Source organism: Bradyrhizobium sp. BR2003 (assembly GCF_009720285.1).
Lineage (GTDB): Bacteria > Pseudomonadota > Alphaproteobacteria > Rhizobiales > Xanthobacteraceae > Bradyrhizobium > Bradyrhizobium elkanii.
Genome location: NZ_SMYJ01000030.1, coordinates 230,052 through 252,248, shown reverse-complemented (window position 1 = coordinate 252,248; position 22,197 = coordinate 230,052). Strand labels below are relative to the sequence as shown.

Sequence of the window (22,197 nt, the reverse complement as noted above, 5' to 3'; positions counted from 1 at the left end):
GTGCCTAGCGGCGGATAGGGTGGATCAGGGGTTGCGACGCTTCGCGGTGACTTCGATCTCGACCTTCATCTCGGGCTTGTAGAGCCCCGCGACGATCAACATCGTTGCGGCCGGGCGGATGTCGCCGAGGACCTCGCCGCAGACCGCGAAATGGGCATCCACGTCACGGGCATCGGTGAGGTAGTAGGTCGCGCGGACGATGTCGGCCATCGCAAAGCCTCCCTCCTTGAGGGCGGCGTCGATGGTCTTGAAGCAGTTCCGTGACTGGCTCGTGACATCTGCCGGCATGGTCATCGTGGCGTAGTCATAACCGGTGGTTCCCGCGACGAAGGCGAAGTCGCCGTCAATCACGGCGCGGCTGTAACCGGCGGTCTTCTCGAAGGGCGAGCCGGTGGAAATCAGGCGGCGGGACATCTGGACCTCGACTGAAAATGGCTTTGCGCGGGGTTTACGGGCATTTTTGCCGCCCGCGCAACCCCTTGGTTCAGGCCTGGCGCGGCCGGCGTTAGTGGGACTGCAGCGTGGTGTCCGGCGGCGATGGCGGCGTGCCGGTCCAGCGCCGGACCAGGATATCCCTGACGATCATCACCGAGATCAGGATCAGCATGACCGTGGTGACGAGGCCGCGCCAACGCGGGCGCGCGCCATCGGTGATGGGAAGGTGCTCCGACATGACGACCCGCCTTACGCCGCGTGCGGCACGGCGAGCGGTGCCTTCCGGGTCCGGGACCGCGTCCGCGATGCCTTGGCCTCGGGCAGCGGCGCGCCGGTCGGCGTGATCATGCCCCAGGTGCCGTCGAGCGCGCCGGCGACAAGCTCGAGGCCGAGCAGCCGCTCGCGCTCGAACGTGCCCGGCAGCGACAGCTCGCCGGTCTTGGCGGCGGTGAAGCCGAAGCGGGCGTAGTAGGGCGCATCGCCAAGCAGGATCACGGCGCCGTGGCCGCGCGCCTTGGCGACCGCCAGCGCACGCTGCATCAGCGCGGCGCCGACGCCGAGGCCGCGGCAGTCGTCGTCGACTGCCAGCGGCCCCAGCATCAGCGCGCTGCGGCCCGCCGCGCTGACGTGCCACAACCGCACGGTTCCAACCAGCCGGCCGTCCTGGCGCACCGCCGCAAGGCTCAGGCCTGCGGCGGGCGCGCGTCCGTCGCGCAGGCGCTGGCAGGTGCGCGTATGGCGATTCGGGCCAAAGCAGGCATCCAGCAGCGCTTCGCGTGCGACGACGTCCGAGCCACGCTCCGCACGGATCGCGAACGGGGCGGCATCTCGGATGAGGGCAACGGGGGTGTTCCGTTTTGCAGTCATGGCACGTCAGTCCCCGCTTGCAACGGCATGTCGTACGCCGCGGCAAGCGTCATTCAGAAAACCAAAAATGATCGGGAAGGAGCCGGCGGGGCCGGCTCCCGGTTTATCAGGCCTCGAAAAGGAGGCGGGTCAGATGTGGTAAGTCTTCAGCGGCGGAATGCCGTTGAACGCCACCGACGAGTAGGTCGACGTATAGGCGCCGGTGCCTTCGATCAGCAGCTTGTCGCCGATCTCGAGCGTCACCGGGAGCGGATACGGCAGCTTCTCGTACAGCACGTCGGCGCTGTCGCAGGTCGGGCCCGCGAGCACGCACGGCGTCATGTCCGCCCCGTCATGCGGGGTGCGGATGGCGTAGCGGATCGACTCGTCCATCGTCTCGGCGAGACCGCCGAACTTGCCGATGTCGAGATAGACCCAGCGCACCTCGTCCTCGTCGCTCTTCTTCGAGATCAGAACGACTTCGGTCTCGATGATTCCGGCATTGCCGACCATGCCGCGGCCCGGCTCGATGATCGTCTCCGGGATCTGGTTGCCGAAATGCTTGCGCAGCGCGCGGAAGATCGACCGGCCATATTGCAGGACCGGCGGAACGTCCTTGAGATACTTGGTCGGGAAGCCGCCGCCCATGTTGACCATGGTGAGGTTGATCCCGCGCTCGGCGCAGTCACGGAACACGGTCGACGCCATCGCGAGCGCGCGGTCCCACGCCTTCACCTTGCGCTGCTGCGAACCGACATGGAACGAGATGCCGCACGGCTCCAGACCCAGGCGCTTGGCGAGGTCGAGCACCTCGACCGCCATCTCCGGGTCGCAGCCGAACTTGCGCGACAGCGGCCACTCGGCGCCGGCACAGTCATAGAGGATGCGGCAGAACACCTTGGCGCCGGGGGCGGCACGGGCGACCTTCTCGACCTCGGCGGCGCAGTCGACCGCGAACAGGCGAATGCCGAGCGCGAAGGCACGCGCGATGTCGCGCTCCTTCTTGATCGTGTTGCCATAGGAGATGCGGTCCGGCGTCGCACCGGCGGCCAGCGCCATCTCGATCTCCGCGACGGTCGCGGTGTCGAAGCAGGAGCCGAGCGAGGCCAGCAGCGACAGCACTTCGGGCGCAGGATTGGCCTTCACCGCGTAGAACACGCGGCTGTCCGGCAGCGCCTTCGCGAAGGTCTGGTAGTTGTCGCGCACGACTTCGAGGTCGACGACGAGGCACGGCTCGGTGTCGAGACCATCCTGGCGGCGGTTGCGCAGGAATTCCTGGATACGTTCAGTCATGGCACTCTCCAACGGCCCCAGCGACGGGATCCGCATCAACGTGACGTCGGGTAAGAGCGCTTCGGCCACATCGCGCGATGGAGGCGCGTTGAGGCCAAGAGACTCAAACCAGACTGTGCTGCCGTGGATTGGTTGGGAGAGTTTCCCGCCCGCTCACCTGGCAATGAAGGACAAGCCTTTTCAGTAGCCCGGGCCGGCGTTGGACCGCCGGTAGAGACCAAAAAAGCCCGATCCGTCGTTGCTTTAAGTCGCGTCCCCCGTTGAGAGCGGGGTGCGCCGGTTCGCCTCCGGCTGCCAGTCACGGTTGCAAAGAGTGGCGAGACCTTCAACGGCATCCCTGGAGAGAGATGCTGGCCGCCTCGTGTCCTGATGGACGTAAGCGACCCTCGGTTCTTCCACCCCTTGGCGGCTGTCCGGCCTCTTGTCCGGATACCTACCGACTGACACACGACCACAGGCACGTGCGAAATTGGGCAAGGCAGGAAATAAATCTTTTGACTTCGCGGCGCAAGAATTTTTTTGCGATAGCGACAAATTTCCCTAACGCGTGCCTGCGATGTCGCGCGCAGCAAGCGTCGGAGGCGCTGAAGATGAACGGCTGTTAAGAATGACTAACGAAGCGTGTGTGCGTTTTAGCCCTGTGCCGCAGTGCTTTCTTGAATCGCTCAAACTCACGCGCGACGCGTGAACGGCTCGACGCGTTGAGCTGCGCGGATGAAGGCGATCATGATCAAGACGCCGATGCCGAACAGCACCGCCTGCAGGATGTGCGCGGCGACATCGTCGAGCCCGAGCAGGATCGCGAGCGCCCAGCCGCCGGCGAACGCCGCGCCGAACACTTCCGCGCCGATCAGGATCGCCGCCGAGATCACGGTGATGACGCTCGGCCAGGCGATGGTGCGGTTGCCTGAGGTGGAGGGCTGCATGGTCATGGAATAGGTCCTGTTCAAGGGGCGCAATCTCTCCGAAAAGTGCCCATCTATCAAGCGCAAAAGGCCCAAAAATGCCGTATCGCGTGATATAGATTGGGCAGCATTTTCAAGGCGAAAAACGGGATATTCGATGTCAGGAACCAGCGCAGACGCTCACGCCAACCCCCTTCTGAAGGCATGGCAGACGCCGCTCGAGACGCCGCCCTTCGCCGAGATCAAGCCGGAGCATTTCCTGCCCGCCTTCGAGCAGGCGTTCGCCGACCATTCCGCGGAAGTGACTGCGATCACCCATGATCCGGCGCTGCCCGACTTCGACAACACCATCACGGCGCTGGAGCGCTCCGGCAAGCTGCTGTCGAAGGTCTCGGCGGTGTTCTACGACCTGGTCTCGGCGCATTCGAGCCCGGCGATCCTGGAGATCGACAAGGAAGTGTCGCCCCGGATGGCGCGGCACTGGAATCCGATCATGATGAACGCTGTGCTGTTTGGCCGCATCGCCATGCTGCACGAGAAGCGCGCCTCGCTCGGCCTGACCGGCGAGCAAATGCGGCTGTTGGAGCGCACCTACACCCGCTTCCGCCGCTCCGGCGCCGGGCTCGACGATGCGGCGAAGGCCCGCATGGCCGAGATCAACGAGCGCCTCGCCCATCTCGGCACCTCGTTCAGCCACCATCTGCTCGGCGACGAGCAGGAGTGGTTCATGGAGCTCGGCGAGGGAGACCGCGCCGGTCTCTCCGACACATTTGTGGCGGCTGCCAAGGCCGCAGCGGAAGAGCGCGGCATGCCCGGCAAGGCGATCGTGACGCTGTCGCGCTCCTCGGTCGAACCGTTCCTGCAGAGCTCGTCGCGGCGCGACCTGCGCGAGAAGGTCTACAAGGCCTTCACGGCGCGCGGCGACAATGGCAACGCCAACGACAACAACGCGACCATCGTGGAGATCCTCAGGCTGCGCGAGGAGACCGCCAAGATCCTGGGCTTCCCGACCTACGCCGCCTACCGCCTCGAGGATTCCATGGCGAAGACGCCGGAGGCCGTGCGAGGCCTGTTGGAGCGGGTCTGGAAGCCGGCGCGGGCCCGGGCGCTCGCCGACCGCGATGCGCTGCAGGCGCTGATCGCGGAGGAGGGCGGCAATTTCACCCTGGCGTCCTGGGACTGGCGCTACTACGCCGAGAAGCTGCGCCAGCGCCGCGCCAATTTCGACGATTCCGCAATCAAGCCCTATCTGGTGCTCGACCACATGATCGAGGCCGCGTTCGACTGCGCCACCCGCCTGTTCGGCGTCACCTTCGAGGAACGCAAGGACGTCCCGGTGTGGCATCCGGACGTCCGGGTCTGGGAGGTCAAGGGCCGCGACGGCCGGCACAAGGCGCTGTTCTACGGCGACTACTTCGCGCGGCCGTCAAAACGTTCCGGCGCCTGGATGACCTCGCTGCGCGACCAGCAGAAGCTCGACGGCGACGTCGCGCCGCTGGTCATCAATGTCTGTAACTTCGCCAAGGGCGCCGACGGCGCGCCGTCGCTGCTGTCGCCCGACGATGCGCGAACCCTGTTCCACGAGTTCGGCCATGGCCTGCACGGCATGCTGTCCAACGTGACCTATCCGTCGCTGTCCGGAACCAGCGTGTTCACCGACTTCGTCGAGCTGCCCTCGCAGCTCTATGAGCACTGGCAGGAGCGGCCCGAGGTGCTGCAGCGCTTCGCCCGCCACTACCAGACCGGGGAGGCGCTGCCGGACGATCTGCTCAAGCGCTTCCTCGCCGCGCGCAAGTTCAACCAGGGCTTTGCCACCGTGGAGTTCGTCTCCTCGGCGCTGGTCGACCTCGAATTCCACACCCAGCCGGCGGCGGCGAGCTGGGACGTCCGCGCCTTCGAACAGAAGGAGCTGGAGAAGATCGGCATGCCCGCCGAAATCTCGCTGCGGCACCGGCCGACCCAGTTCGGCCATATCTTCTCCGGCGACCACTATGCCTCCGGCTACTACAGCTACATGTGGTCGGAGGTGATGGACGCCGATGCCTTCGGCGCCTTCGAGGAGGCCGGCGACATCTTCGATCCGGCAACCGCCAAGCGGCTGCATGACGACATCTATTCGTCGGGCGGCTCGCGCGATCCGGAGGAGGCCTATGTCGCCTTCCGCGGCCGCGAGCCCGAGCCGGACGCGCTTTTGCGCCGTCGCGGCCTGCTCGAGACGCCTGAGGCGGCCTGAAGGTGCGGCCGTCGTTGAAGCGCCTGATCGGCTGGCTCGTGCTTGCGGTGTCCGTCGTGCTCGGCACGGCGGCCGCCGAGGCCCATCCGCATGTCTGGATCGTCGCCAAGAGCGAATTGATCTACGCGCGCGACGGCACCATCACCGGGGTCCGCCACGCCTGGACCTTTGACGACATGTTCTCGACCTATGCGCTGCAGGGTATCGAGACCAAGGTGAAGGGCGCCTACAGCCGCGAGGAGCTGGCGCCGCTGGCGCAGACCAATGTCGAGTCGCTGAAGGAATACGCCTACTTCACCTTCGCCAAGGGCGACGGCAAGAAGCAGAAGTTCACCGAGCCGGTCGACTACTTCCTCGAATACAAGGATTCGGCGCTGACGCTGCACTTCACTTTGCCGCTGAAGACGCCGTTCAAGGCGAGGCAGCTCTCGCTCGAAGTGTTCGATCCGACCTATTTCATCGACTTCCAGTATGCCGAGAAGGAGCCGGTCAAGCTGGTCGGCGCCGCGGCGGACTGCAAGATGCAGTTCGAACGGCCGAACAGTGACGGCACCGCCGCCGCGCAGAAGCTCGGCGAGCAGAACTTTCTCGACGGTGGCAACGGCAATTTCGGCATGATGTTCGCCAACAAGGTCTCGGTGGAGTGCCCATGACGCCGATCGCCTCCCGCATGATGCGCGGCCTCGCCGTGTCCGCTGCCGTGCTGGCGGCATTTGCGCTGCTCGACGGCGCCGTTCATGCGCTGCTGGCGCAGAATCCGTTCGGCGCGCCGCGCGCTCCCGAACCGCAGGGCGGGCTGGTCGGCTGGCTGTTGGCCAAACAGTCGGAGTTTTATCGCGAGATTTCCCAGACCATCCGCGCCGCGAAATCCGACGGCTCGGCGGTCTGGACGCTGCTTGTGATCTCCTTTGCCTACGGGATTTTCCATGCCGCCGGCCCCGGCCACGGCAAGGCGGTGATCTCATCCTACATGGTCGCCAACCGAGAGACCGCGCGGCGCGGCATCGTGCTGTCGTTCGCCTCCGCGCTGCTGCAGTCGCTGGTCGCGGTTCTCATCGTCGGCGTCTGCGCCTGGCTGCTCAACGCGACGGCGAAGACCATGTGCGGGGCGGAGAAGGCGATCGAGATCGCAAGCTACGCGCTGATCGCGGCGTTCGGCGCCCGGCTGGTCTGGGTCAAGGGCGGTGGCTTCTTCCGCGCGCTGCAGATGCCGCGCCCGGCGCTGGCGATGGCCGGCGCGCATCAGCACGATCACGACCATCATGATCACGATCACCATGACCACGGCCATGATCACCATGATCGTCACGCGCATGACGATCACGGGCATCATCATGACCATGGCCACGAGCACGGTCATGACGCGCATCACGTTCATGACGAGCATTGCGGCCATTCGCACGGGCCGACGCCGGCCGAGCTCGCCGGTCCTGGCGGCTGGCGGCGGGGGCTCGGCGCGATCCTCACGGTCGGGATCCGGCCCTGCTCGGGCGCGATCCTGGTGCTGGTGTTCGCGCTGGCGCAGGGCCTGTTCTGGGCCGGCATCGCCGCGACCTTCGTGATGGGGCTCGGCACCGCCATCACGGTGGCGGCGATCGCGCTCGTCGCGGTATCGGCGCGCGGCGTCGCGGAGCGGCTGAGCGCGGCGCGCGACGGCGGCGGCATGGCCATCATGCGCGGCCTGGAGTTCGCCGCCGCGGGCCTCGTGCTGCTGTTCGGGCTCGGGCTGCTGTTCGGCTACGTCGCGGCCGAGCGGGCGACGTGTTTGTAGGGCTCCCATTCCACGTGATCCGTCATCCCCGCACAAAGGCTTCGCCTTTGCGTGGGGATGACGGATCAGGGAGCAAACCGACGCTCAGCTCGTCAGATAACCCCTGATTGCCGGCAGCAGGAAGATCGCGATGTTGATCGCAAAGCCGATGCTCCAGAGGATCGAGCGCAGCGTCGGGCGGTTGCCGATATAGGTGAAGACGTAGGCGATCCGCACGATCAGGAACAGCACCGCGAGCTCGTCGATCAGCCGCAGCGGGCCGACGCGGAATTCGGCGAGCAGCACGGCGAAGGCGAAGAACGGAAAGGCCTCGATGCCGTTCTGGTGCGCGCCGAGCGCCCGCGAGCGGATCGGATCGTCGTAGAAGTCGGGATCGCGCGGCCTGGCATTGTCGAAGCTGCGGAAGCCGGTCCACTTCACAGATACGATCGTCAGCAGCGAGAGCATCAGCGTCCCGAAGACGCACCATTCGGCGATCGTCATGGTTCCCCCTTATTCCGCACGGGAACGTAGCCAACCCGCACTCGGCTTGACAAGGTTGGAGCAACGCGCGAAGCCCAAGAGCCCAAGCGAGGCACCCCAAGCGAAGGACGCAAGCGCAAGGCCATCATGAGCACGGTGATCCCCTTCGAGAGCGCGAAGCCTGCCGCGGCGCTGAAGCCGGAACGCGTCGGCGTGCTCCTGGTCAATCTCGGCACGCCCGATACGGCGGATGCCGCCGGCGTGCGGGTCTATCTCAAGGAATTCCTGTCCGATCCGCGGGTGATCGAGGACCAGGGCCTGCTCTGGAAGCTGATCCTCAACGGCATCATCCTGCGCGTCCGTCCGGCCCGCAAGGCGCGCGACTATCTGAAGATCTGGAACACCGAGAAGAACGAGTCGCCGCTGAAGACCATCACGCGCTCGCAGGCCGACAAGCTGGCGGAGGCGATCGCCGATCACGACCACGTCGTGGTCGACTGGGCGATGCGCTACGGCAACCCTTCGATCAAGGAGCGCATCGAGGCGCTGGCGGCGCAGGGCTGCGGCCGGCTCCTGGTGGTGCCGCTCTATCCGCAATATTCCGCCGCGACGTCCGCGACCGTCTGCGACGAGGCGTTTCGCGTGCTGGCCGGCATGCGCGCGCAGCCGATCCTGCGGGTGACGCCGCCTTACTACGACGACCCCGATTACATCGAGGCGCTCGCGGTCTCGATCAATGCGCATCTTGCGACCTTGCCGTTCCAGCCCGAGATCATCGTCGCCTCGTTCCACGGGATGCCGAAGGAATATGTCGACAAGGGCGATCCGTATCAGGCGCAATGCATCGCCACGACCAATGCGTTGCGCAAGCGGCTCGGGCTCGATGCCAACGAGCTGATCCTCACCTTCCAGTCGCGCTTCGGCAATGCCGAGTGGCTGCAGCCCTATACCGACAAGACGGTCGAGAAGCTGGCCAGGGACGGCGTGCGGCGCATTGCCGTGGTTACGCCCGGCTTCTCCGCCGATTGCCTGGAGACACTGGAGGAGATCGCGCAGGAGAATGCCGAGATATTCCGGCACAATGGCGGCGAACAGTTCACGGCGATCCCCTGCCTCAACGACAGCGACGGCGGCATGGACGTGATCCGCCAGCTCGTGCTGCGCGAGCTTCAGGGCTGGATCTGATTGTTAACGATCCGTGACGCCGGGTACAGGCATTCGTTGACATCTGGTCATCCGACAGCAGCTTCCTATGTGCTAGGGAGAACAACAGCCGGCTGAACCGGCGGAGCGGTCCTGCCGACCAATGCACGACCGTGACTGGCGACGGTCTCGCCGGCCCTGGAGGACTTTATGACTGGCTTCGACGTTTTCGCGATCGCGTTTGTTCTTCTCGTCATCGTTACGCTGTTCGCCGGGATCAAGACCGTTCCGCAGGGGTTTGACTGGACCATCGAGCGGTTCGGCAAATACACCCGCACGCTGTCGCCCGGCCTCAATCTGATCGTGCCCTACTTCGATCGCATCGGTCGCAAGATCAACATGATGGAGCAGGTGATCAACATCCCCGAGCAGGAGGTGATCACCAAGGACAACGCCACCGTGACGGTGGACGGCGTCGCGTTCTACCAGGTGTTCGATGCCGCCAAGGCGAGCTACGAGGTCGCCAATCTCAACCAGGCGATCACCGTCCTGACCATGACCAACATCCGCTCGGTGATGGGCTCGATGGATCTCGACCAGGTGCTGTCGCATCGCGACGAGATCAACGAGCGGCTGCTGCGCGTGGTCGACGCCGCGGTGTCGCCCTGGGGCGTCAAGGTCAACCGCATCGAGATCAAGGACATCGTGCCGCCGGCCGACCTCGTCGAGGCGATGGGCCGGCAGATGAAGGCCGAGCGCGTCAAGCGCGCCGACATCCTGCAGGCGGAGGGCCAGCGGCAATCCGAGATCCTGCGCGCCGAGGGCGCCAAGCAGGGGCAGATTCTGCAGGCCGAGGGCCGCCGCGAGGCCGCCTTCCGCGACGCAGAAGCGCGCGAGCGGCTCGCCGAGGCCGAGGCCAAGGCGACCCAGATGGTGTCGGAATCGATCGCCAAGGGCGACGTCGCCGCGCTGAACTATTTCATCGCCGACAAGTACATCAAGGCGTTCGGCCAGCTCGCGGAATCGCCGAACCAGAAGGTCTTGATGCTGCCGATCGAGACCTCCAGCGTGCTGGGTTCGCTGGCCGGCATCGGCGAGATCGCCCGCGCCACCTTTGGCGAGAGTGCGGCGTCCGCTACGGCCGCGGCGCGGCGTGGCGGCTCGGTCCCGCCGGCCGGCCCGACTGCGCCGCCGCCGGTGCCGCCGCAGCGGTGAGGGCGTGACGGCGTCGCGCCCGCAATGGTAGAGGTCGTGTCATGGCCGAGATGTTTTCGACATTGGGTACCTGGAACTGGCTGATCTTCGGCTTCATCCTGATGGCGCTGGAGCTTGCCGCGCCCGGGGTATTCCTGTTCTGGCTCGGGCTCGCGGCGCTCCTTGTGGGCCTGCTGTCGTTCGCTTTCACGCCGTCCTGGCAGATGCAGCTCTTGATGTTCGCAGTGTTCGCCGCGTTGGCGGTGCCGGCGTGGCGGCATTTTGCCAAGGGCGCGACGGCGGCAAGCAAGACCAATCCCTTCCTCAACCGCCGCAACGAAGCCCTGGTCGGCCGCGAATTCACGCTGGAGAGGCCGATCGTCGACGGATCGGGAACGGTGCGGATCGACGATACGGTGTGGCGCGTCGCCGGCCCCGATGCGCCGGCCGGCAGTCGGGTGAAGGTGGTCCGCGCCGATGGCGCCAGCCTGACGGTGGCCGCGGTCTAGCCGGCGTGCTGCTTGCTCCAGCGCTCGGCGAAGCGATGGAGTGGCGTGAAGGTCTGGAACAGCTCCCTCCCGAGCGCGGTGAGGCCGTAACCATCCTCCGATAGTTCGACGAAGCCGGCCTCGCGCAGCTCCGTCAATCTCGTCTGCAGGATCGTTGGCGAGGCCTCGTCGCACGCGGTGCGCAGCGCGCGCGAGGTCAGCGCGCCCTCGCGCAGCTCCCAGATGATGCGCAAGGTCCAGCGCCGTCCCAACAGATCGAGCAGCGCCATGATCGGGCGGCCGGTCCGCGAGCCGCGGACGCCGGGTCTTGTGACTGGGCCCTGCTTCGGCATGTCGCGAATTCCCATCGAATCCCTCTTGCGAGTCGCTACAGATATTGTAGCGTGTTGCTACATTAAATGTAGCAACGGGATCAGGCCATGTCACGCCTCGCGCCGCTCGATCCGCCCTATCCGGCGGACGTTCAACAGCATTTCGATCGCATCATGCGCGGCAAGCCGCCGCTGGTGCTGTTCCGCGTGATGGCGGGCCATCCGCGCGCCTGGGAAAAATTCCGCGGCGGCAGCCTGCTGGACCGCGGGCCGTTGTCGCTCAGGGAGCGGGAGATCGTGATCGACCGCACCTGCGCACTCAACGCCTGCGAATATGAATGGGGCGTCCATGTCACGGCGTTCGGCGCGGCCGCCGAGCTGACGGAGCAGCAGGTCGACGCCACCGTGCGCGGTGCGGCCGATGCCGCTTGCTGGTCGCCGGCCGAACAGGCGATGATCGCGGCGGTCGACGCGCTGCATGCGCGGGCGACGCTGGATGACGCGGAATTCGCGGCGCTGTCGGCGCATTACGATGAGGACCAGATCCTGGAGATCATCCTGCTGTGCGGCTTCTACCGAACGGTCTCCTACCTCGCCAACGCGCTGGCCCTGCCGCTGGAGGAAACGGCGGCGCGGTTTCCCCGTCAGCCACAGTCATTCCGGGGCGATGCGTAGCATCGAGCTATGGTGCGCAATTGCGCACCTGAGAATCTTGAGATTCCGGGTTCGCCGCTTCGCGGCGCCCCGGAATGACGGAAATTACGCTACACCCGCCCGCAGCAGATCGTGCAGATGGATGATGCCGACCGGCTTCTTGGCGTCGGTCACGATCAGCGTCGTGATCTTCGAGGCGTTGAGCAGCTCCAGCACCTCGCCGGCCAGCGTGTCGCGGCTGATCGTCTTCGGTGTCCTGGTCATGACCTCGTCGACCGACAGCGTCAAAAGGTCGGGACGCATCTGCCGGCGCAGATCGCCGTCGGTGACGATGCCGACGAGATGGCCGTGGCGGTCGACGATGCCGACGCAGCCAAAACCCTTCGAGGTCATCTCGACCAGCGCATCCGACATCTTGGTGCCGAGCGGCTTCAGCGGCAGTGCGTCGCCGCCATGCATCAGGTCGCGGGCATATTTCAGCAGCGCGCCGAGCTTGCCGCCCGGATGCAGCACGCTGAAATCGGTCGAGGTGAAACCGCGGCCCTCGAGCAGCGCGATCGCCAGCGCATCGCCGAGCGCCAGCATCATCAGCGAGGAAGTGGTCGGCGCCAGATTGTGCGGGCAGGCCTCGCGGGCCTTCGGCAGCGTCAGCTGCACGTCGGCGGCCTTGCTCAGCGTCGAATCCTTGTCGGCCGTCATCGCGATCAGCGGAATGCCGAAGCGGGCGGCATAGGCGATCAGATTGCGCATCTCCGGCTGCTCGCCGGACCATGACAGCGCCAGGATCACGTCGTCGATCGTGATCATGCCGAGGTCGCCATGGCTCGCTTCGGCGGCGTGCACGAAGAACGCCGGCGTGCCGGTCGAGGCAAAGGTCGCTGCGATCTTGCGCCCGACATGGCCGGACTTGCCGAGCCCGGTGACGATCAGCCGTCCCTTGGCGTTGCCGATCAGCTCGGACGCTGCCGCGAACGGCGCGCCGAGGTCGGCCTTCAGTGCGGCGGAAAGGGCTGCGACGCCGCTTGCTTCGGCATCGAGGGTGCGGAGCGCCGATTGAACGGCGCCGTCATCGGGGCCGGATGATTTGGTCATCAGCGGTTTCGGTTTGGCCATTTCGGATTCCAGGGGAGGGGTTTTGCACCCGGGCGTCTCCCTTAGCACGTTCGATTCCGCGATGCGACGCGCGGCGGCCGATCCTCAACGGCTCATTAACCATAATTGTTTTAACTCCATTAACGACGTTTTCCGCCGCCCGGCGGAGTGCGTCCGACAAGTGTATGAATTCGTTGGAGTATTTCCATCGTGTTGCGGCGGCCAGCAAGCGGCCCAGACCGGCGTGGATGCATTGTCCGCGCGGTCTTGCCATGCCTTGCCATGACTGCTGTGGCGCTGACCGCGGCCATCGGGCTCGCCGAGGCCCAGACCGTGACGCCCGATCTGTTCAGCCCTAATCGCCAGAGCCAGGTGATCACCCAGGATTCGCCGCTGCGCCGGACCACGGCCGACGCCATGGATCCGCTGAACGGCCTGAAGCTGCCCGACGCCGATCGCGATCGCCGTTCCTCCTCGTCGTCATCGACATCAACGACGACGCGGATCGGCCAGGTCCCGACCTACGGGCTCCCCGCGGCGAATGGCGCCTCGACGGCGGGCTATGACTCGCTGAACCGCAAACGCCAGAAGCCGAAATACTACCCGGGCCAGGCCAGGCCGAAGCCGCCGGCGGGACCCGGCTCGCCGCCGCCGACACCGCCGCCGCTGACCGCGACGGGCGAGTTACGGCTGTCGATCCCGCCGTCTGCGACCGCCAACAAGACGCCGCTGCCGCCGGCGATGGCCGGCACCATCGTCGGCCAGCCGCCGCGCAAGCGGCTCAAGATCGACGACGATCCGTTCGGCGCGGTCGGCGACTACGCCGGCTCGTTCATGGTCAAGACCGCGGTCGAGGTGATGGCCGGCTACGACACCAATCCGGGCCGGCTCTACTCGCCGCAGGGCAGGGCGTTCTACATGGTCGCGCCGGAATTCCTCGCGGTCTCCGACTGGGAGCGTCATGCCGTCGTCGCCGACCTGCGCGGCTCCTTCACCGGCTACGGCTCCGGGCTGACGCCGAATGCCGACGGCACGCCGCTGTCGGCGCCGCTCGACATCGACCGTCCGAACTTCACCGGTCATATCGACGGCCGTCTCGACGTCACGCGCGACACACGCCTGCTGGGCCAGGCTCGCCTGCTGGTCTCGACCGACAATCCCGGCAGCCCGAACGTGCAGGCCGGCCTCGCCAGATATCCGATCTACACAACGGTCGGCGGTACCTTCGGCGTCGACCAGAACTTCAACCGTCTGCAGGTCTCGCTCGGCGCCACCGTCGACCGCACCGATTATCAATGGTCGAAGCTGACCGACGGCACCTCGTCGTCGAACGACGACCGCAACTTCACGCAATATGGCGGCGTCGGCCGCGTCAGCTACGAGCTGAACCCGGCGGTGAAGCCGTTCGTCGAAGTGCAGGGCGACAGCCGCTTCCACGATCTCTATCTCGACCGCAATGGTTACGCGCGCAACTCCTCGGGCGGTTATGCCAAGGTCGGTACGTCGTTCGAGTTCACGCGGATTCTGTTCGGTGAAATCTCGATCGGCTACGCGGCGCGCGATTACGTCGACCCACGGCTCAACCGGCTGGAGGGGCTGCTCACCACGGCCTCGCTGACCTGGAATGCGACGCCGCTGACCACGGCCAAATTCTATTCCGACACCCAGATCGGCGAGACCACGCTGCCCGGCACCTCGGGCGTGCTGTCGCGCACTTACACCGTCGAGGTCGACCACGACTTCCGCCGCTGGCTGACCGGCATCGGCAAGTTCACCTACGGCACGCTCGATTACCAGGGCGACAACCGCAACGACACGATCTACTCGGTGTCTGCCGACCTGATCTACAAGATGACCCGCAGCCTCTGGATCAAGGGCACCGTGCGCCGCGACTGGCTGGATTCGAATTTGGCCGGACAGAGCTCGGCGTCCACGGTCGTGATGCTGGGTGTGCGGGTGCAGAATTAGTGATCAGACAGTGACGACGGCGAGCGGCGAAATTGTTTGCCGCGACTAAAGTAGTACCGGCTATCCCGCTAATTGCGCGGCGAGAAGAATCTACCTAGGATAATCAAAAGCTAACGGGGAACGGATGGCTCTGGAGAAAGAAATAGAAGATCTCTATTCACCGGTCGCTCGCAAGGCCGCACTTGCGTTACTGTACGCGCATTGGGAAGGACACGTTCTCTTCGTTGCAGAAACTTATCTACGGTTCATTGCAAAGAAGAAGCAGAAGTTCTCGCAGTTGATGCCAAGTCTGCAGGCGGTTAAACTTGCATCCTTCATTCAGGGTTGGCAGACGCAGCGCGATTCCATTTTATTGCGGCTGAAGATCGTCGATACCATCCGCGATATGGAAGTTGAGCAATTTAGGACTGTGCCGCCGAGCGCGATCAGTACAGGCGGAAATCTAAACTCGGACCGCTTCGAGAATATCTGCCAGATATTAATGCTCGACCACGATAAGATAGTTCCGGATCGAGATTACCTCGATGAATCGATTGTTGGCGCTAGAAATCGGATTGCTCACGGTGATTACTTTACAGTCTCAGACGACTACCTAATCAGAGCGATTGATTACGTATTGGAGATAATGAGGCAGTTCAGGACCGAGGTAGAAAACAGTGTCGCGACAAAGAAGTACCTTCGCGGCCTCCAATAGCCCTCGCTCCGCCTGAACGTAGCTGGACCGTCCGGCTGGATCCGCAAGGCGCGCGCCTTGTTCCCCATTGCTGTGCGCTCCTACGCCACATCATCTTTGATGAATCATCGCCCGCTTTCGCGGGCGATGACAGCTGAGTTTGTGTGATGCAGCGCGGCGTGCGGCCGGGGTCTCACCCCGGCAGGTCGGTCTTCCCCATCAGGAAGGTGTCGATCGAGCGCGCGCACTGGCGGCCTTCGCGGATCGCCCAGACCACGAGCGACTGGCCGCGGCGCATGTCGCCGGCGGAGAAAATCTTCGCGCGCGAGGTCTGGTAGTCGTGCAGGGAGGCGCGGACATTGCCGCGCTGGTCGAGCTCGACGCCCAGCGTCTTGAGCAGGCCCTCGTGCACCGGATGGACGAAGCCCATCGCCAGCAGCACGAGCTCGGCGTCGAGTGTGAACTCGGTGCCGGGCAGCGGCTTGAACTTGTCGTCGACCTTGACGCAATGCAGCTTCGTCACCTTGCCGTCGACGCCTTCGAACTTCGTCGTCAGCACCGCGAATTCGCGCACCGCGCCTTCGGCCTGGCTCGACGACGTGCGCATCTTCAGCGGCCAGTTCGGCCAGGTGACGCCCTTGTTCTCGTGCTCGGGCGGCGCCGGCATGATCTCGAGCTGGGTCACCGACTTTGCACCTTGCCGGAACGAGGTGCCGATGCAATCCGAACCGGTGTCGCCGCCGCCGATCACGACGACATGCTTGCCGCCGGCGAGGATGTCGGCGGCGCCGTTCAGCGGCTCGCCGGAGACGCGGCGGTTCTGCTGCGGCAGGAAGTCCATCGCGAAGTGGATGCCGGAGAGCTCGCGGCCGGGGATCGGCAGGTCGCGCGGGGCTTCCGCGCCGCCGGTCAGCGCCACGGCGTCGTACTGCTTGGCGAGCTCCTGCGGATCGATCGCGCCCGGCGTCGAGCCGCCGACGGCCTTGCCGCAATGGAAGGTGACGCCCTCGGCTTCCATCTGCGCCACGCGGCGGTCGATGACGCCCTTCTCCATCTTGAAGTCGGGAATGCCGTAGCGCAGCAGGCCGCCGGCCTTGGCGAACTTCTCGTAGACATGCACCTCGTGGCCGGCGCGCGCGAGCTGCTGCGCGGCGGCCATGCCGGCGGGACCCGAACCGATCACGGCGACCTTCTTGCCGGTCTTAACGGCTGCGATCTCCGGCTTCACCCAGCCATTGTCCCAGGCGCGGTCGACGATCGCGCATTCGATGGTCTTGATGGTGACCGGGTTGTCGTCGATGTTGAGCGTGCAGGACGCCTCGCACGGCGCCGGGCAGATGCGGCCGGTGAATTCGGGGAAATTGTTGGTCGAGTGCAGGTTGCGCGAGGCTTCTTCCCAGTTGCCCTGATAGACGAGGTCATTGAAATCGGGGATCTGGTTGTTGACCGGGCAGCCCGGTGTGCCCGGCGCGGTCGAGCCGGTGCCGTGGCAATAGGGGATGCCGCAGTTCATGCAGCGCGCAGCCTGGTCGCGCGTGTCCTTCTCGCTCAGCGGAATGACGAATTCCTTGAAGTTCTTGAGTCGATCGGCGACCGGCTCGTACTTGCGGTCATGCCGCTCGATCTCGAGAAAACCTGTGATCTTACCCATTGAAACCCGATGCCCCTGCATCATGTGTTCGTCTGTTCTGTTCGACCCTCATCCTGAGGAGCGGCGCGTGCGCCGCGTCTCGAAGGATGGAGGCCCGTGTGGCGGCCTCATGGTTCGAGACGGCGCTGCGCGCCTCCTCACCATGAGGGTCTTTCAGGCTTACGCGCCGATCGCGATCTTCGGCTCGGCGTCGGCGTTCGCCTTCATTTCCTTCAGCGCGCGGCGGTACTCCACCGGCATCACCTTGCGGAATTTCGGCAGCCAGCTCTTCCAGTCGGCGAGGATCTCCGCCGCCTTCTTCGAACCCGTCAGCTTGGCGTGACGCGTGATCAGGACGTGCAGCCGCTCCACATCGGAGTCGAGCAGGTTCTGGAACACGTCGACCCGGCCATGCGCCTCGAGATCGCCGGAGTGGTGGTAGGTGTCGGCGTTGATCATCTCCTCCGACAGCACCGGCTCGAGCTCGACCATCGAAAGGTTGCAGAGCTTGTCGAAGTCGCCGGCCTCGTCCAGCACATAGGCGATGCCGCCGGACATGCCGGCCGCGAAGTTGCGTCCGGTCTTGCCGAGCACCACGACGATGCCGCCGGTCATGTATTCGCAGCAATGATCGCCGGCGCCTTCGACGACCGCGACCGCCCCCGAGTTGCGCACCGCGAAGCGCTCGCCGGCGATGCCGCGGAAGTAGCACTCGCCCGCGATCGCGCCGTACATCACGGTGTTGCCGACGATGATCGACTCTTCCGGCACGATGCCTGAGATCTTCGGCGGCTTGACGATGATGCAGCCGCCCGAGAGGCCCTTGCCGACATAGTCGTTGCCTTCACCCTCGAGCTCGAAAGTGACGCCCTTGGCGAGCCAGGCCCCGAACGCCTGTCCTGCCGTGCCCTTCAGGCCGACATGGATGGTGTCGAGCGGCAGGCCGGCATGGCCGTAGATCTTGGCCACCGCGCCCGACAGCATCGCGCCGGCGGAACGGTCGGTGTTGTTGATCTCTTCCTCGATCTTGACCGGGGCGCCGCGATCGAGCGCGGCCTGCGCCTTCCCGATCAGCCGGCGGTCGAGCACGGCTTCCAGATGGTGGTTCTGGCTCTCCGAGTGATAGATCGTCTGGCCCTTCTCCTCCTTCTGCCGCACGAACAGCTTGGAGAAATCGAGGCCCTTGGCCTTCCAGTGCGAGACCAGCGCGGTCTGGTCCAGCATCTGGACCTGGCCGACCATCTCGTCGAACGTCTTGTAGCCGAGCTGCGCCATGATTTCGCGGACTTCCTCGGCGACGAAGAAGAAGTAGTTGATGACGTGCTCGGGCTGACCGGTGAAGCGCTTGCGCAGCACCGGATCCTGGGTCGCGACGCCGACCGGGCAGGTGTTGAGGTGGCACTTGCGCATCATGATGCAGCCCGCCGCGATCAGCGGGGCGGTGGCGAAGCCGAACTCGTCGGCCCCGAGCAGCGCGCCGATCACGACGTCACGGCCGGTGCGGAAGCCGCCGTCGACCTGAACCGCGATGCGGCTGCGCAGCCGCTGGCGCACCAGCGTCTGATGGGTCTCGGCAAGACCGATCTCCCACGGCGAGCCGGCATGCTTGATCGAGGTCAGCGGCGAGGCACCGGTGCCGCCCTCGAAGCCCGCGATGGTCACATGGTCGGCGCGCGCCTTGGCGACGCCGGCGGCAACCGTGCCGACGCCGACTTCGGACACCAGCTTCACCGAGACCTGGCCGTCCGGATTGACGTTCTTGAGATCGTAGATCAGCTGGGCGAGGTCTTCGATCGAGTAGATGTCGTGGTGCGGCGGCGGCGAGATCAGGCCGACGCCCGGCGTCGAATGCCGGACGCGGGCGATCGTCGCGTCGACCTTGTGGCCGGGCAGCTGGCCGCCTTCGCCGGGCTTGGCGCCCTGCGCCATCTTAATCTGCATCATATCGGAGTTGACGAGGTATTCCGTCGTCACGCCGAACCGGCCCGAGGCGACCTGCTTGATCGCCGAGCGCATGCTGTCGCCGTTGGGCAGCGGCTTGAAGCGGTCGGATTCCTCGCCGCCTTCGCCGGTGTTGGACTTGCCGCCGATCCGGTTCATCGCGATCGCGAGCGTGGTGTGCGCCTCGCGCGAGATCGATCCGAACGACATCGCGCCGGTCGAGAACCGCTTGACGATCTCCTTGGCCGGCTCGACATCCTCGAGCTTGACCGGCTTGCGCTTGTCGTCCTCGGCGCTCTTGATCCGGAACAGGCCGCGCAGCGTCAAGAGACGCTCGGACTGCTCGTTGAGGATCTTGGCGAACGCCCGGTAGCGCTCCTGCGAATTGCCGCGCACGGCATGCTGCAGCGTCGAGACCGATTCCGCGGTCCAGGCGTGGTCCTCGCCGCGGGTGCGGTAGGCATATTCGCCGCCGACGTCGAGCGCGCTCTTGTAGATCTGGCCGTCGCCGAACGCGTCGGTGTGGCGCCGTACGGTCTCCTCGGCGATCTCGCCGAGGCCGACGCCCTCGATCCTTGTGTGGGTGCCGGCGAAATACTTGGCGACGAAGTCAGCCTTCAGGCCGACCGCGTCGAAGATCTGCGCGCCGCAATAGGACTGGTAGGTCGAGATGCCCATCTTGGACATCACCTTGAGCAAGCCCTTGCCGATCGACTTGATGTAGCGCTTGACGATCTCGTAGTCGTCGAGCGCGCCGGGCAGCCGGTCCTTCATCGCGAGGATGGTTTCGAACGCGAGATAGGGGTTGATCGCTTCGGCGCCGTAGCCGGCGAGGCAGGCGAAGTGATGCACCTCGCGCGGCTCGCCGGATTCCACGACGAGACCGACCGAGGTGCGCAGGCCGGTGCGGATCAGGTGATGATGCACGGCGGCGCAGGCCAGCAGCGACGGGATCGGAATCCGGTCGGTGCCGGTCATGCGGTCCGACAGGATGATGATGTTGATGCCCTCGCGCACCGCGCCCTCGGCGCGCGCGCAGAGCTCGTCGAGCACCTGCTCCATGCCTGCCGCGCCGAAGCCGGCGTGGAAGGTTGTGTCGAGCGTGCGCGACTTGAAGTGGGTCTCGGCGACGTCGGAGATCGAGCGGATCTTTTCCAGATCCGCGTCGGTCAGGATCGGCTGCCGCACCTCGAGGCGCTTGGTCGAGGCGACGCCCTGCAGGTCGAACAGGTTCGGCCGCGGCCCGATGATCGAGACAAGGCTCATGACGATTTCCTCGCGGATCGGATCGATCGGCGGGTTCGTCACCTGCGCGAAGTTCTGCTTGAAGTAGGTGAACAGCTGCTTCGGCTTGTCGGACAGCGCCGAGATCGGCGTGTCGTTGCCCATCGAGCCGGCGGCTTCCTCGCCGGTGGCGGCCATCGGCGTCATCAGGACCGCGATGTCTTCCTGGCTGTAGCCGAACGCCTGCTGGCGATCGAGCAGCGGCAGGTTGGAGCGCACGCCCTTGGCCGGCGCATCCGGCAGCTCCTCGAGCTGGATCTGGGTGCGATGCAGCCAGTCGCTGTAGGGATGGCTCTTGGCGAGGTCGGCCTTGATCTCGTCGTCGGGAATCAGGCGGCCCTGCTCGAGGTCGACGAGCAGCATCTTGCCGGGCTGCAGCCGCCACTTGGTGACGATCTGGTCCTCCGGAATCTTCAGCACGCCCATTTCGGACGCCATCACGATGCGGTCGTCCTTGGTGACGAGGTAGCGCGCCGGGCGCAGGCCGTTGCGATCGAGCGTGGCGCCGATCTTGCGGCCGTCGGTGAAGGCGATCGCGGCCGGGCCGTCCCACGGCTCCATCAGCGCGGCGTGATATTCGTAGAAGGCGCGGCGCTGCTCATCCATCAGAGGATTGCCGGCCCACGCTTCCGGAATCATCATCATCACGGCGTGGGGCAGCGAGTAACCGCCCTGCACCAGGAATTCGAGCGCGTTGTCGAAGCAGGCGGTGTCGCTCTGGCCTTCATAGGAGATCGGCCAGAGGCGGCTGATGTCCTTGCCGTAGAGCTCCGAATGCACGGAAGCCTGCCGCGCCGCCATCCAGTTGACGTTGCCGCGCAGCGTGTTGATTTCGCCGTTATGGGCGATCATCCGGTAGGGATGCGCCAGCGACCAGGTCGGGAAGGTGTTGGTCGAGAAGCGTTGATGCACCAGCGCCAGCGCGCTGTCGAAGTCGGCCTCGTGCAGGTCGGGATAGTACTTGCCGAGCTGGTCGGCCAGGAACATGCCCTTGTAGATCACGGTGCGGCACGACAGCGAGCACGGATAGTAGCCGGCCATGCCGCGGTCCCGGCGCTGATAGATCGCCTGCGAGATCGACTTGCGCAGGATGTAGAGGTGGCGCTCGAAATCGTCCTCGGTCTTGGCCGCACCATTGCGGCCGATGAAGACCTGCATGTGGTAGGGCTCGGTCGGCTTCACGGTGACGCCGAGCGAGGAATTGTCACTGGGCACGTCGCGCCAGCCGAGCAGCTTGAAGCCCTCGTTCTTGATCTCGTCGGCGATGATGCTCTTGATCACGTTACGCCATGCGGCATCGCGCGGCATGAACAGCGCGCCGATGGCGTATTCGCCGGGCTGCGGCAGCTTGAAGCCGAGCTCCGCGGTCTTGCGCGCGAAGAAGGCGTGCGGGATCTGCACCAGGATGCCGGCGCCGTCACCGGCGCGCGGGTCGGCGCCGACGGCGCCGCGATGCTCGAGGTTGCACAGGATGTTCAGCGCGTCGGAGACGATCTGGTGCGACTTCTGGCCCTTGATGTTGGCGATGAAGCCGACGCCGCAGGAATCCTTTTCCAGGCTCGGATCAAACAGGCCTTCGGCTTGCGGGCGCCAAGTATGCAGTTCGGGCGTGTGCAACTCACGCGCGGGCTCGGCGGCTTTCGAGTCCGCGGTCGCCGACAGCGTTCCTGCCACGATGTTTTCGCGCTCGAATTCCGACCCGCTCATGTGTCCTCTCCCTTTCGTAAGGGCCCCACCATATTTGGCGCACCTTGGACGTTGCGGCACCCACCGGGCCACCGCTCGTCCGCCGCGAGCCGCATTTTCCTAAATTCAGACGACGGGCGTTTCAACGTCCCCTGAGGGACGGCCCT

At 65.4% G+C, this 22,197-nt stretch carries 19 protein-coding genes; 9 read left to right on the top strand and 10 right to left on the bottom strand.

The features are described from left to right. Nucleotides 1-24: 24 nt before the first annotated feature. The 5 genes from E2I15_RS25540 to E2I15_RS25520 form a co-directional block, all read right to left on the bottom strand. A complete protein-coding gene (locus E2I15_RS25540; RefSeq protein ID WP_137476897.1) occupies nucleotides 25-414 on the bottom strand; it encodes a RidA family protein in 390 nt (129 codons plus the stop codon). A 91-nt stretch (nucleotides 415-505) separates the two neighbouring features. Continuing rightward, complete coding sequence (locus tag E2I15_RS38870; RefSeq protein ID WP_162832417.1) at nucleotides 506-673, bottom strand: hypothetical protein; 168 nt, start codon at nucleotides 671-673, stop codon at nucleotides 506-508. 11 nt (nucleotides 674-684) lie between these two features. Continuing rightward, nucleotides 685-1,302, bottom strand: a complete 618-nt coding sequence (locus E2I15_RS25535) for a GNAT family N-acetyltransferase (RefSeq protein ID WP_137476898.1) — start codon at nucleotides 1,300-1,302, stop codon at nucleotides 685-687. A gap of 129 nt (nucleotides 1,303-1,431) precedes the next feature. Next, nucleotides 1,432-2,574, bottom strand: coding sequence for a type III PLP-dependent enzyme (locus E2I15_RS25530; protein WP_016842601.1), 1,143 nt, complete (start codon nucleotides 2,572-2,574; stop codon nucleotides 1,432-1,434). A gap of 671 nt (nucleotides 2,575-3,245) precedes the next feature. Beyond that, on the bottom strand, nucleotides 3,246-3,506 hold the full coding sequence (locus tag E2I15_RS25520; RefSeq protein WP_028332864.1) for a hypothetical protein: 261 nt from the start codon (nucleotides 3,504-3,506) through the stop codon (nucleotides 3,246-3,248). Nucleotides 3,507-3,636: 130 nt separating this feature from the next. Here E2I15_RS25520 and E2I15_RS25515 point away from each other — a divergent pair, with 130 nt between their 5' ends. The 3 genes from E2I15_RS25515 to E2I15_RS25505 are packed head-to-tail and all read left to right on the top strand — an operon-like array spanning nucleotide 3,637 to nucleotide 7,483. Further along, the gene (locus E2I15_RS25515) at nucleotides 3,637-5,712 is read left to right on the top strand and encodes a M3 family metallopeptidase (protein WP_137476899.1); all 2,076 of its coding nucleotides are present in this window, start codon (nucleotides 3,637-3,639) and stop codon (nucleotides 5,710-5,712) included. A 14-nt stretch (nucleotides 5,713-5,726) separates the two neighbouring features. After that, a complete protein-coding gene (locus E2I15_RS25510; RefSeq protein ID WP_137476998.1) occupies nucleotides 5,727-6,365 on the top strand; it encodes a DUF1007 family protein in 639 nt (212 codons plus the stop codon). Further along, nucleotides 6,362-7,483: a nickel/cobalt transporter gene (locus E2I15_RS25505; protein ID WP_155262560.1), complete on the top strand. Its 1,122-nt coding sequence runs from the start codon at nucleotides 6,362-6,364 to the stop codon at nucleotides 7,481-7,483. Before E2I15_RS25510 ends, E2I15_RS25505 begins: the two co-directional genes overlap by 4 nt. Nucleotides 7,484-7,567: 84 nt before the next feature. Here E2I15_RS25505 and E2I15_RS25500 read toward each other — a convergent pair whose 3' ends face one another. Further along, a complete protein-coding gene (locus E2I15_RS25500) occupies nucleotides 7,568-7,966 on the bottom strand; it encodes an MAPEG family protein (protein WP_016842609.1) in 399 nt (132 codons plus the stop codon). A 126-nt stretch (nucleotides 7,967-8,092) separates the two neighbouring features. Between E2I15_RS25500 and hemH the strand changes: the two genes are divergently transcribed. The 3 genes from hemH to E2I15_RS25485 all read left to right on the top strand — a co-directional run bounded on the left by hemH (nucleotide 8,093) and on the right by E2I15_RS25485 (nucleotide 10,791). Then, nucleotides 8,093-9,130: a ferrochelatase gene (gene hemH / locus E2I15_RS25495; protein ID WP_137476901.1), complete on the top strand. Its 1,038-nt coding sequence runs from the start codon at nucleotides 8,093-8,095 to the stop codon at nucleotides 9,128-9,130. Between the two features lie 168 nt (nucleotides 9,131-9,298). Then, a complete protein-coding gene (locus E2I15_RS25490) occupies nucleotides 9,299-10,303 on the top strand; it encodes an SPFH domain-containing protein (protein ID WP_018269705.1) in 1,005 nt (334 codons plus the stop codon). Nucleotides 10,304-10,344: 41 nt separating this feature from the next. Continuing rightward, nucleotides 10,345-10,791: an NfeD family protein gene (locus tag E2I15_RS25485; RefSeq protein WP_137476902.1), complete on the top strand. Its 447-nt coding sequence runs from the start codon at nucleotides 10,345-10,347 to the stop codon at nucleotides 10,789-10,791. On the opposite strand, the gene E2I15_RS25480 is transcribed toward E2I15_RS25485, so the two are convergent. Beyond that, entirely contained in the window at nucleotides 10,788-11,123 is a 336-nt protein-coding gene (locus E2I15_RS25480; protein WP_137476999.1) for a winged helix-turn-helix transcriptional regulator, read from the bottom strand. The genes E2I15_RS25485 and E2I15_RS25480 overlap by 4 nt on opposite strands. Nucleotides 11,124-11,210: 87 nt before the next feature. Between E2I15_RS25480 and E2I15_RS25475 the strand changes: the two genes are divergently transcribed. Beyond that, on the top strand, nucleotides 11,211-11,777 hold the full coding sequence (locus E2I15_RS25475; RefSeq protein ID WP_137476903.1) for a carboxymuconolactone decarboxylase family protein: 567 nt from the start codon (nucleotides 11,211-11,213) through the stop codon (nucleotides 11,775-11,777). Nucleotides 11,778-11,861: 84 nt separating this feature from the next. Here E2I15_RS25475 and E2I15_RS25470 read toward each other — a convergent pair whose 3' ends face one another. After that, nucleotides 11,862-12,869: a KpsF/GutQ family sugar-phosphate isomerase gene (locus E2I15_RS25470; protein ID WP_137476904.1), complete on the bottom strand. Its 1,008-nt coding sequence runs from the start codon at nucleotides 12,867-12,869 to the stop codon at nucleotides 11,862-11,864. 261 nt (nucleotides 12,870-13,130) lie between these two features. On the opposite strand from E2I15_RS25470, the gene E2I15_RS25465 reads away from it, so the two are divergent. Together E2I15_RS25465 and E2I15_RS25460 are read left to right on the top strand one after the other, a co-directional pair. Continuing rightward, entirely contained in the window at nucleotides 13,131-14,816 is a 1,686-nt protein-coding gene (locus E2I15_RS25465; RefSeq protein WP_137476905.1) for an outer membrane beta-barrel protein, read from the top strand. A gap of 124 nt (nucleotides 14,817-14,940) precedes the next feature. Then, nucleotides 14,941-15,510, top strand: a complete 570-nt coding sequence (locus tag E2I15_RS25460; RefSeq protein ID WP_137476906.1) for an MAE_28990/MAE_18760 family HEPN-like nuclease — start codon at nucleotides 14,941-14,943, stop codon at nucleotides 15,508-15,510. 172 nt (nucleotides 15,511-15,682) lie between these two features. Here E2I15_RS25460 and E2I15_RS25455 read toward each other — a convergent pair whose 3' ends face one another. Together E2I15_RS25455 and gltB are read right to left on the bottom strand one after the other, a co-directional pair. Continuing rightward, entirely contained in the window at nucleotides 15,683-17,140 is a 1,458-nt protein-coding gene (locus E2I15_RS25455) for a glutamate synthase subunit beta (RefSeq protein ID WP_137476907.1), read from the bottom strand. 159 nt (nucleotides 17,141-17,299) lie between these two features. Continuing rightward, a complete protein-coding gene (gene gltB, locus E2I15_RS25450; protein ID WP_137476908.1) occupies nucleotides 17,300-22,051 on the bottom strand; it encodes a glutamate synthase large subunit in 4,752 nt (1,583 codons plus the stop codon). Between the last annotated feature and the right edge of the window lie 146 nt (nucleotides 22,052-22,197).

What these genes read in the sequence shown, in the direction of transcription:
- E2I15_RS25475 (WP_137476903.1), top strand. Translation starts at nt 11,211, where the DNA reads ATGTCACGCCTCGCGCCGCTCGATCCGCCCTATCCGGCGGACGTTCAA.
- E2I15_RS25530 (WP_016842601.1), bottom strand. Translation starts at nt 2,574, where the DNA reads ATGACTGAACGTATCCAGGAATTCCTGCGCAACCGCCGCCAGGATGGT.
- E2I15_RS25485 (WP_137476902.1), top strand. Translation starts at nt 10,345, where the DNA reads ATGGCCGAGATGTTTTCGACATTGGGTACCTGGAACTGGCTGATCTTC.
- E2I15_RS25465 (WP_137476905.1), top strand. Translation starts at nt 13,131, where the DNA reads ATGACTGCTGTGGCGCTGACCGCGGCCATCGGGCTCGCCGAGGCCCAG.
- E2I15_RS25540 (WP_137476897.1), bottom strand. Translation starts at nt 414, where the DNA reads ATGTCCCGCCGCCTGATTTCCACCGGCTCGCCCTTCGAGAAGACCGCC.
- E2I15_RS25500 (WP_016842609.1), bottom strand. Translation starts at nt 7,966, where the DNA reads ATGACGATCGCCGAATGGTGCGTCTTCGGGACGCTGATGCTCTCGCTG.
- E2I15_RS38870 (WP_162832417.1), bottom strand. Translation starts at nt 673, where the DNA reads ATGTCGGAGCACCTTCCCATCACCGATGGCGCGCGCCCGCGTTGGCGC.
- E2I15_RS25470 (WP_137476904.1), bottom strand. Translation starts at nt 12,869, where the DNA reads ATGGCCAAACCGAAACCGCTGATGACCAAATCATCCGGCCCCGATGAC.
- E2I15_RS25535 (WP_137476898.1), bottom strand. Translation starts at nt 1,302, where the DNA reads ATGACTGCAAAACGGAACACCCCCGTTGCCCTCATCCGAGATGCCGCC.
- gltB (WP_137476908.1), bottom strand. Translation starts at nt 22,051, where the DNA reads ATGAGCGGGTCGGAATTCGAGCGCGAAAACATCGTGGCAGGAACGCTG.
- E2I15_RS25480 (WP_137476999.1), bottom strand. Translation starts at nt 11,123, where the DNA reads ATGCCGAAGCAGGGCCCAGTCACAAGACCCGGCGTCCGCGGCTCGCGG.
- E2I15_RS25460 (WP_137476906.1), top strand. Translation starts at nt 14,941, where the DNA reads ATGGCTCTGGAGAAAGAAATAGAAGATCTCTATTCACCGGTCGCTCGC.
- E2I15_RS25515 (WP_137476899.1), top strand. Translation starts at nt 3,637, where the DNA reads ATGTCAGGAACCAGCGCAGACGCTCACGCCAACCCCCTTCTGAAGGCA.
- E2I15_RS25490 (WP_018269705.1), top strand. Translation starts at nt 9,299, where the DNA reads ATGACTGGCTTCGACGTTTTCGCGATCGCGTTTGTTCTTCTCGTCATC.
- E2I15_RS25520 (WP_028332864.1), bottom strand. Translation starts at nt 3,506, where the DNA reads ATGACCATGCAGCCCTCCACCTCAGGCAACCGCACCATCGCCTGGCCG.
- hemH (WP_137476901.1), top strand. Translation starts at nt 8,093, where the DNA reads ATGAGCACGGTGATCCCCTTCGAGAGCGCGAAGCCTGCCGCGGCGCTG.
- E2I15_RS25455 (WP_137476907.1), bottom strand. Translation starts at nt 17,140, where the DNA reads ATGGGTAAGATCACAGGTTTTCTCGAGATCGAGCGGCATGACCGCAAG.
- E2I15_RS25505 (WP_155262560.1), top strand. Translation starts at nt 6,362, where the DNA reads ATGACGCCGATCGCCTCCCGCATGATGCGCGGCCTCGCCGTGTCCGCT.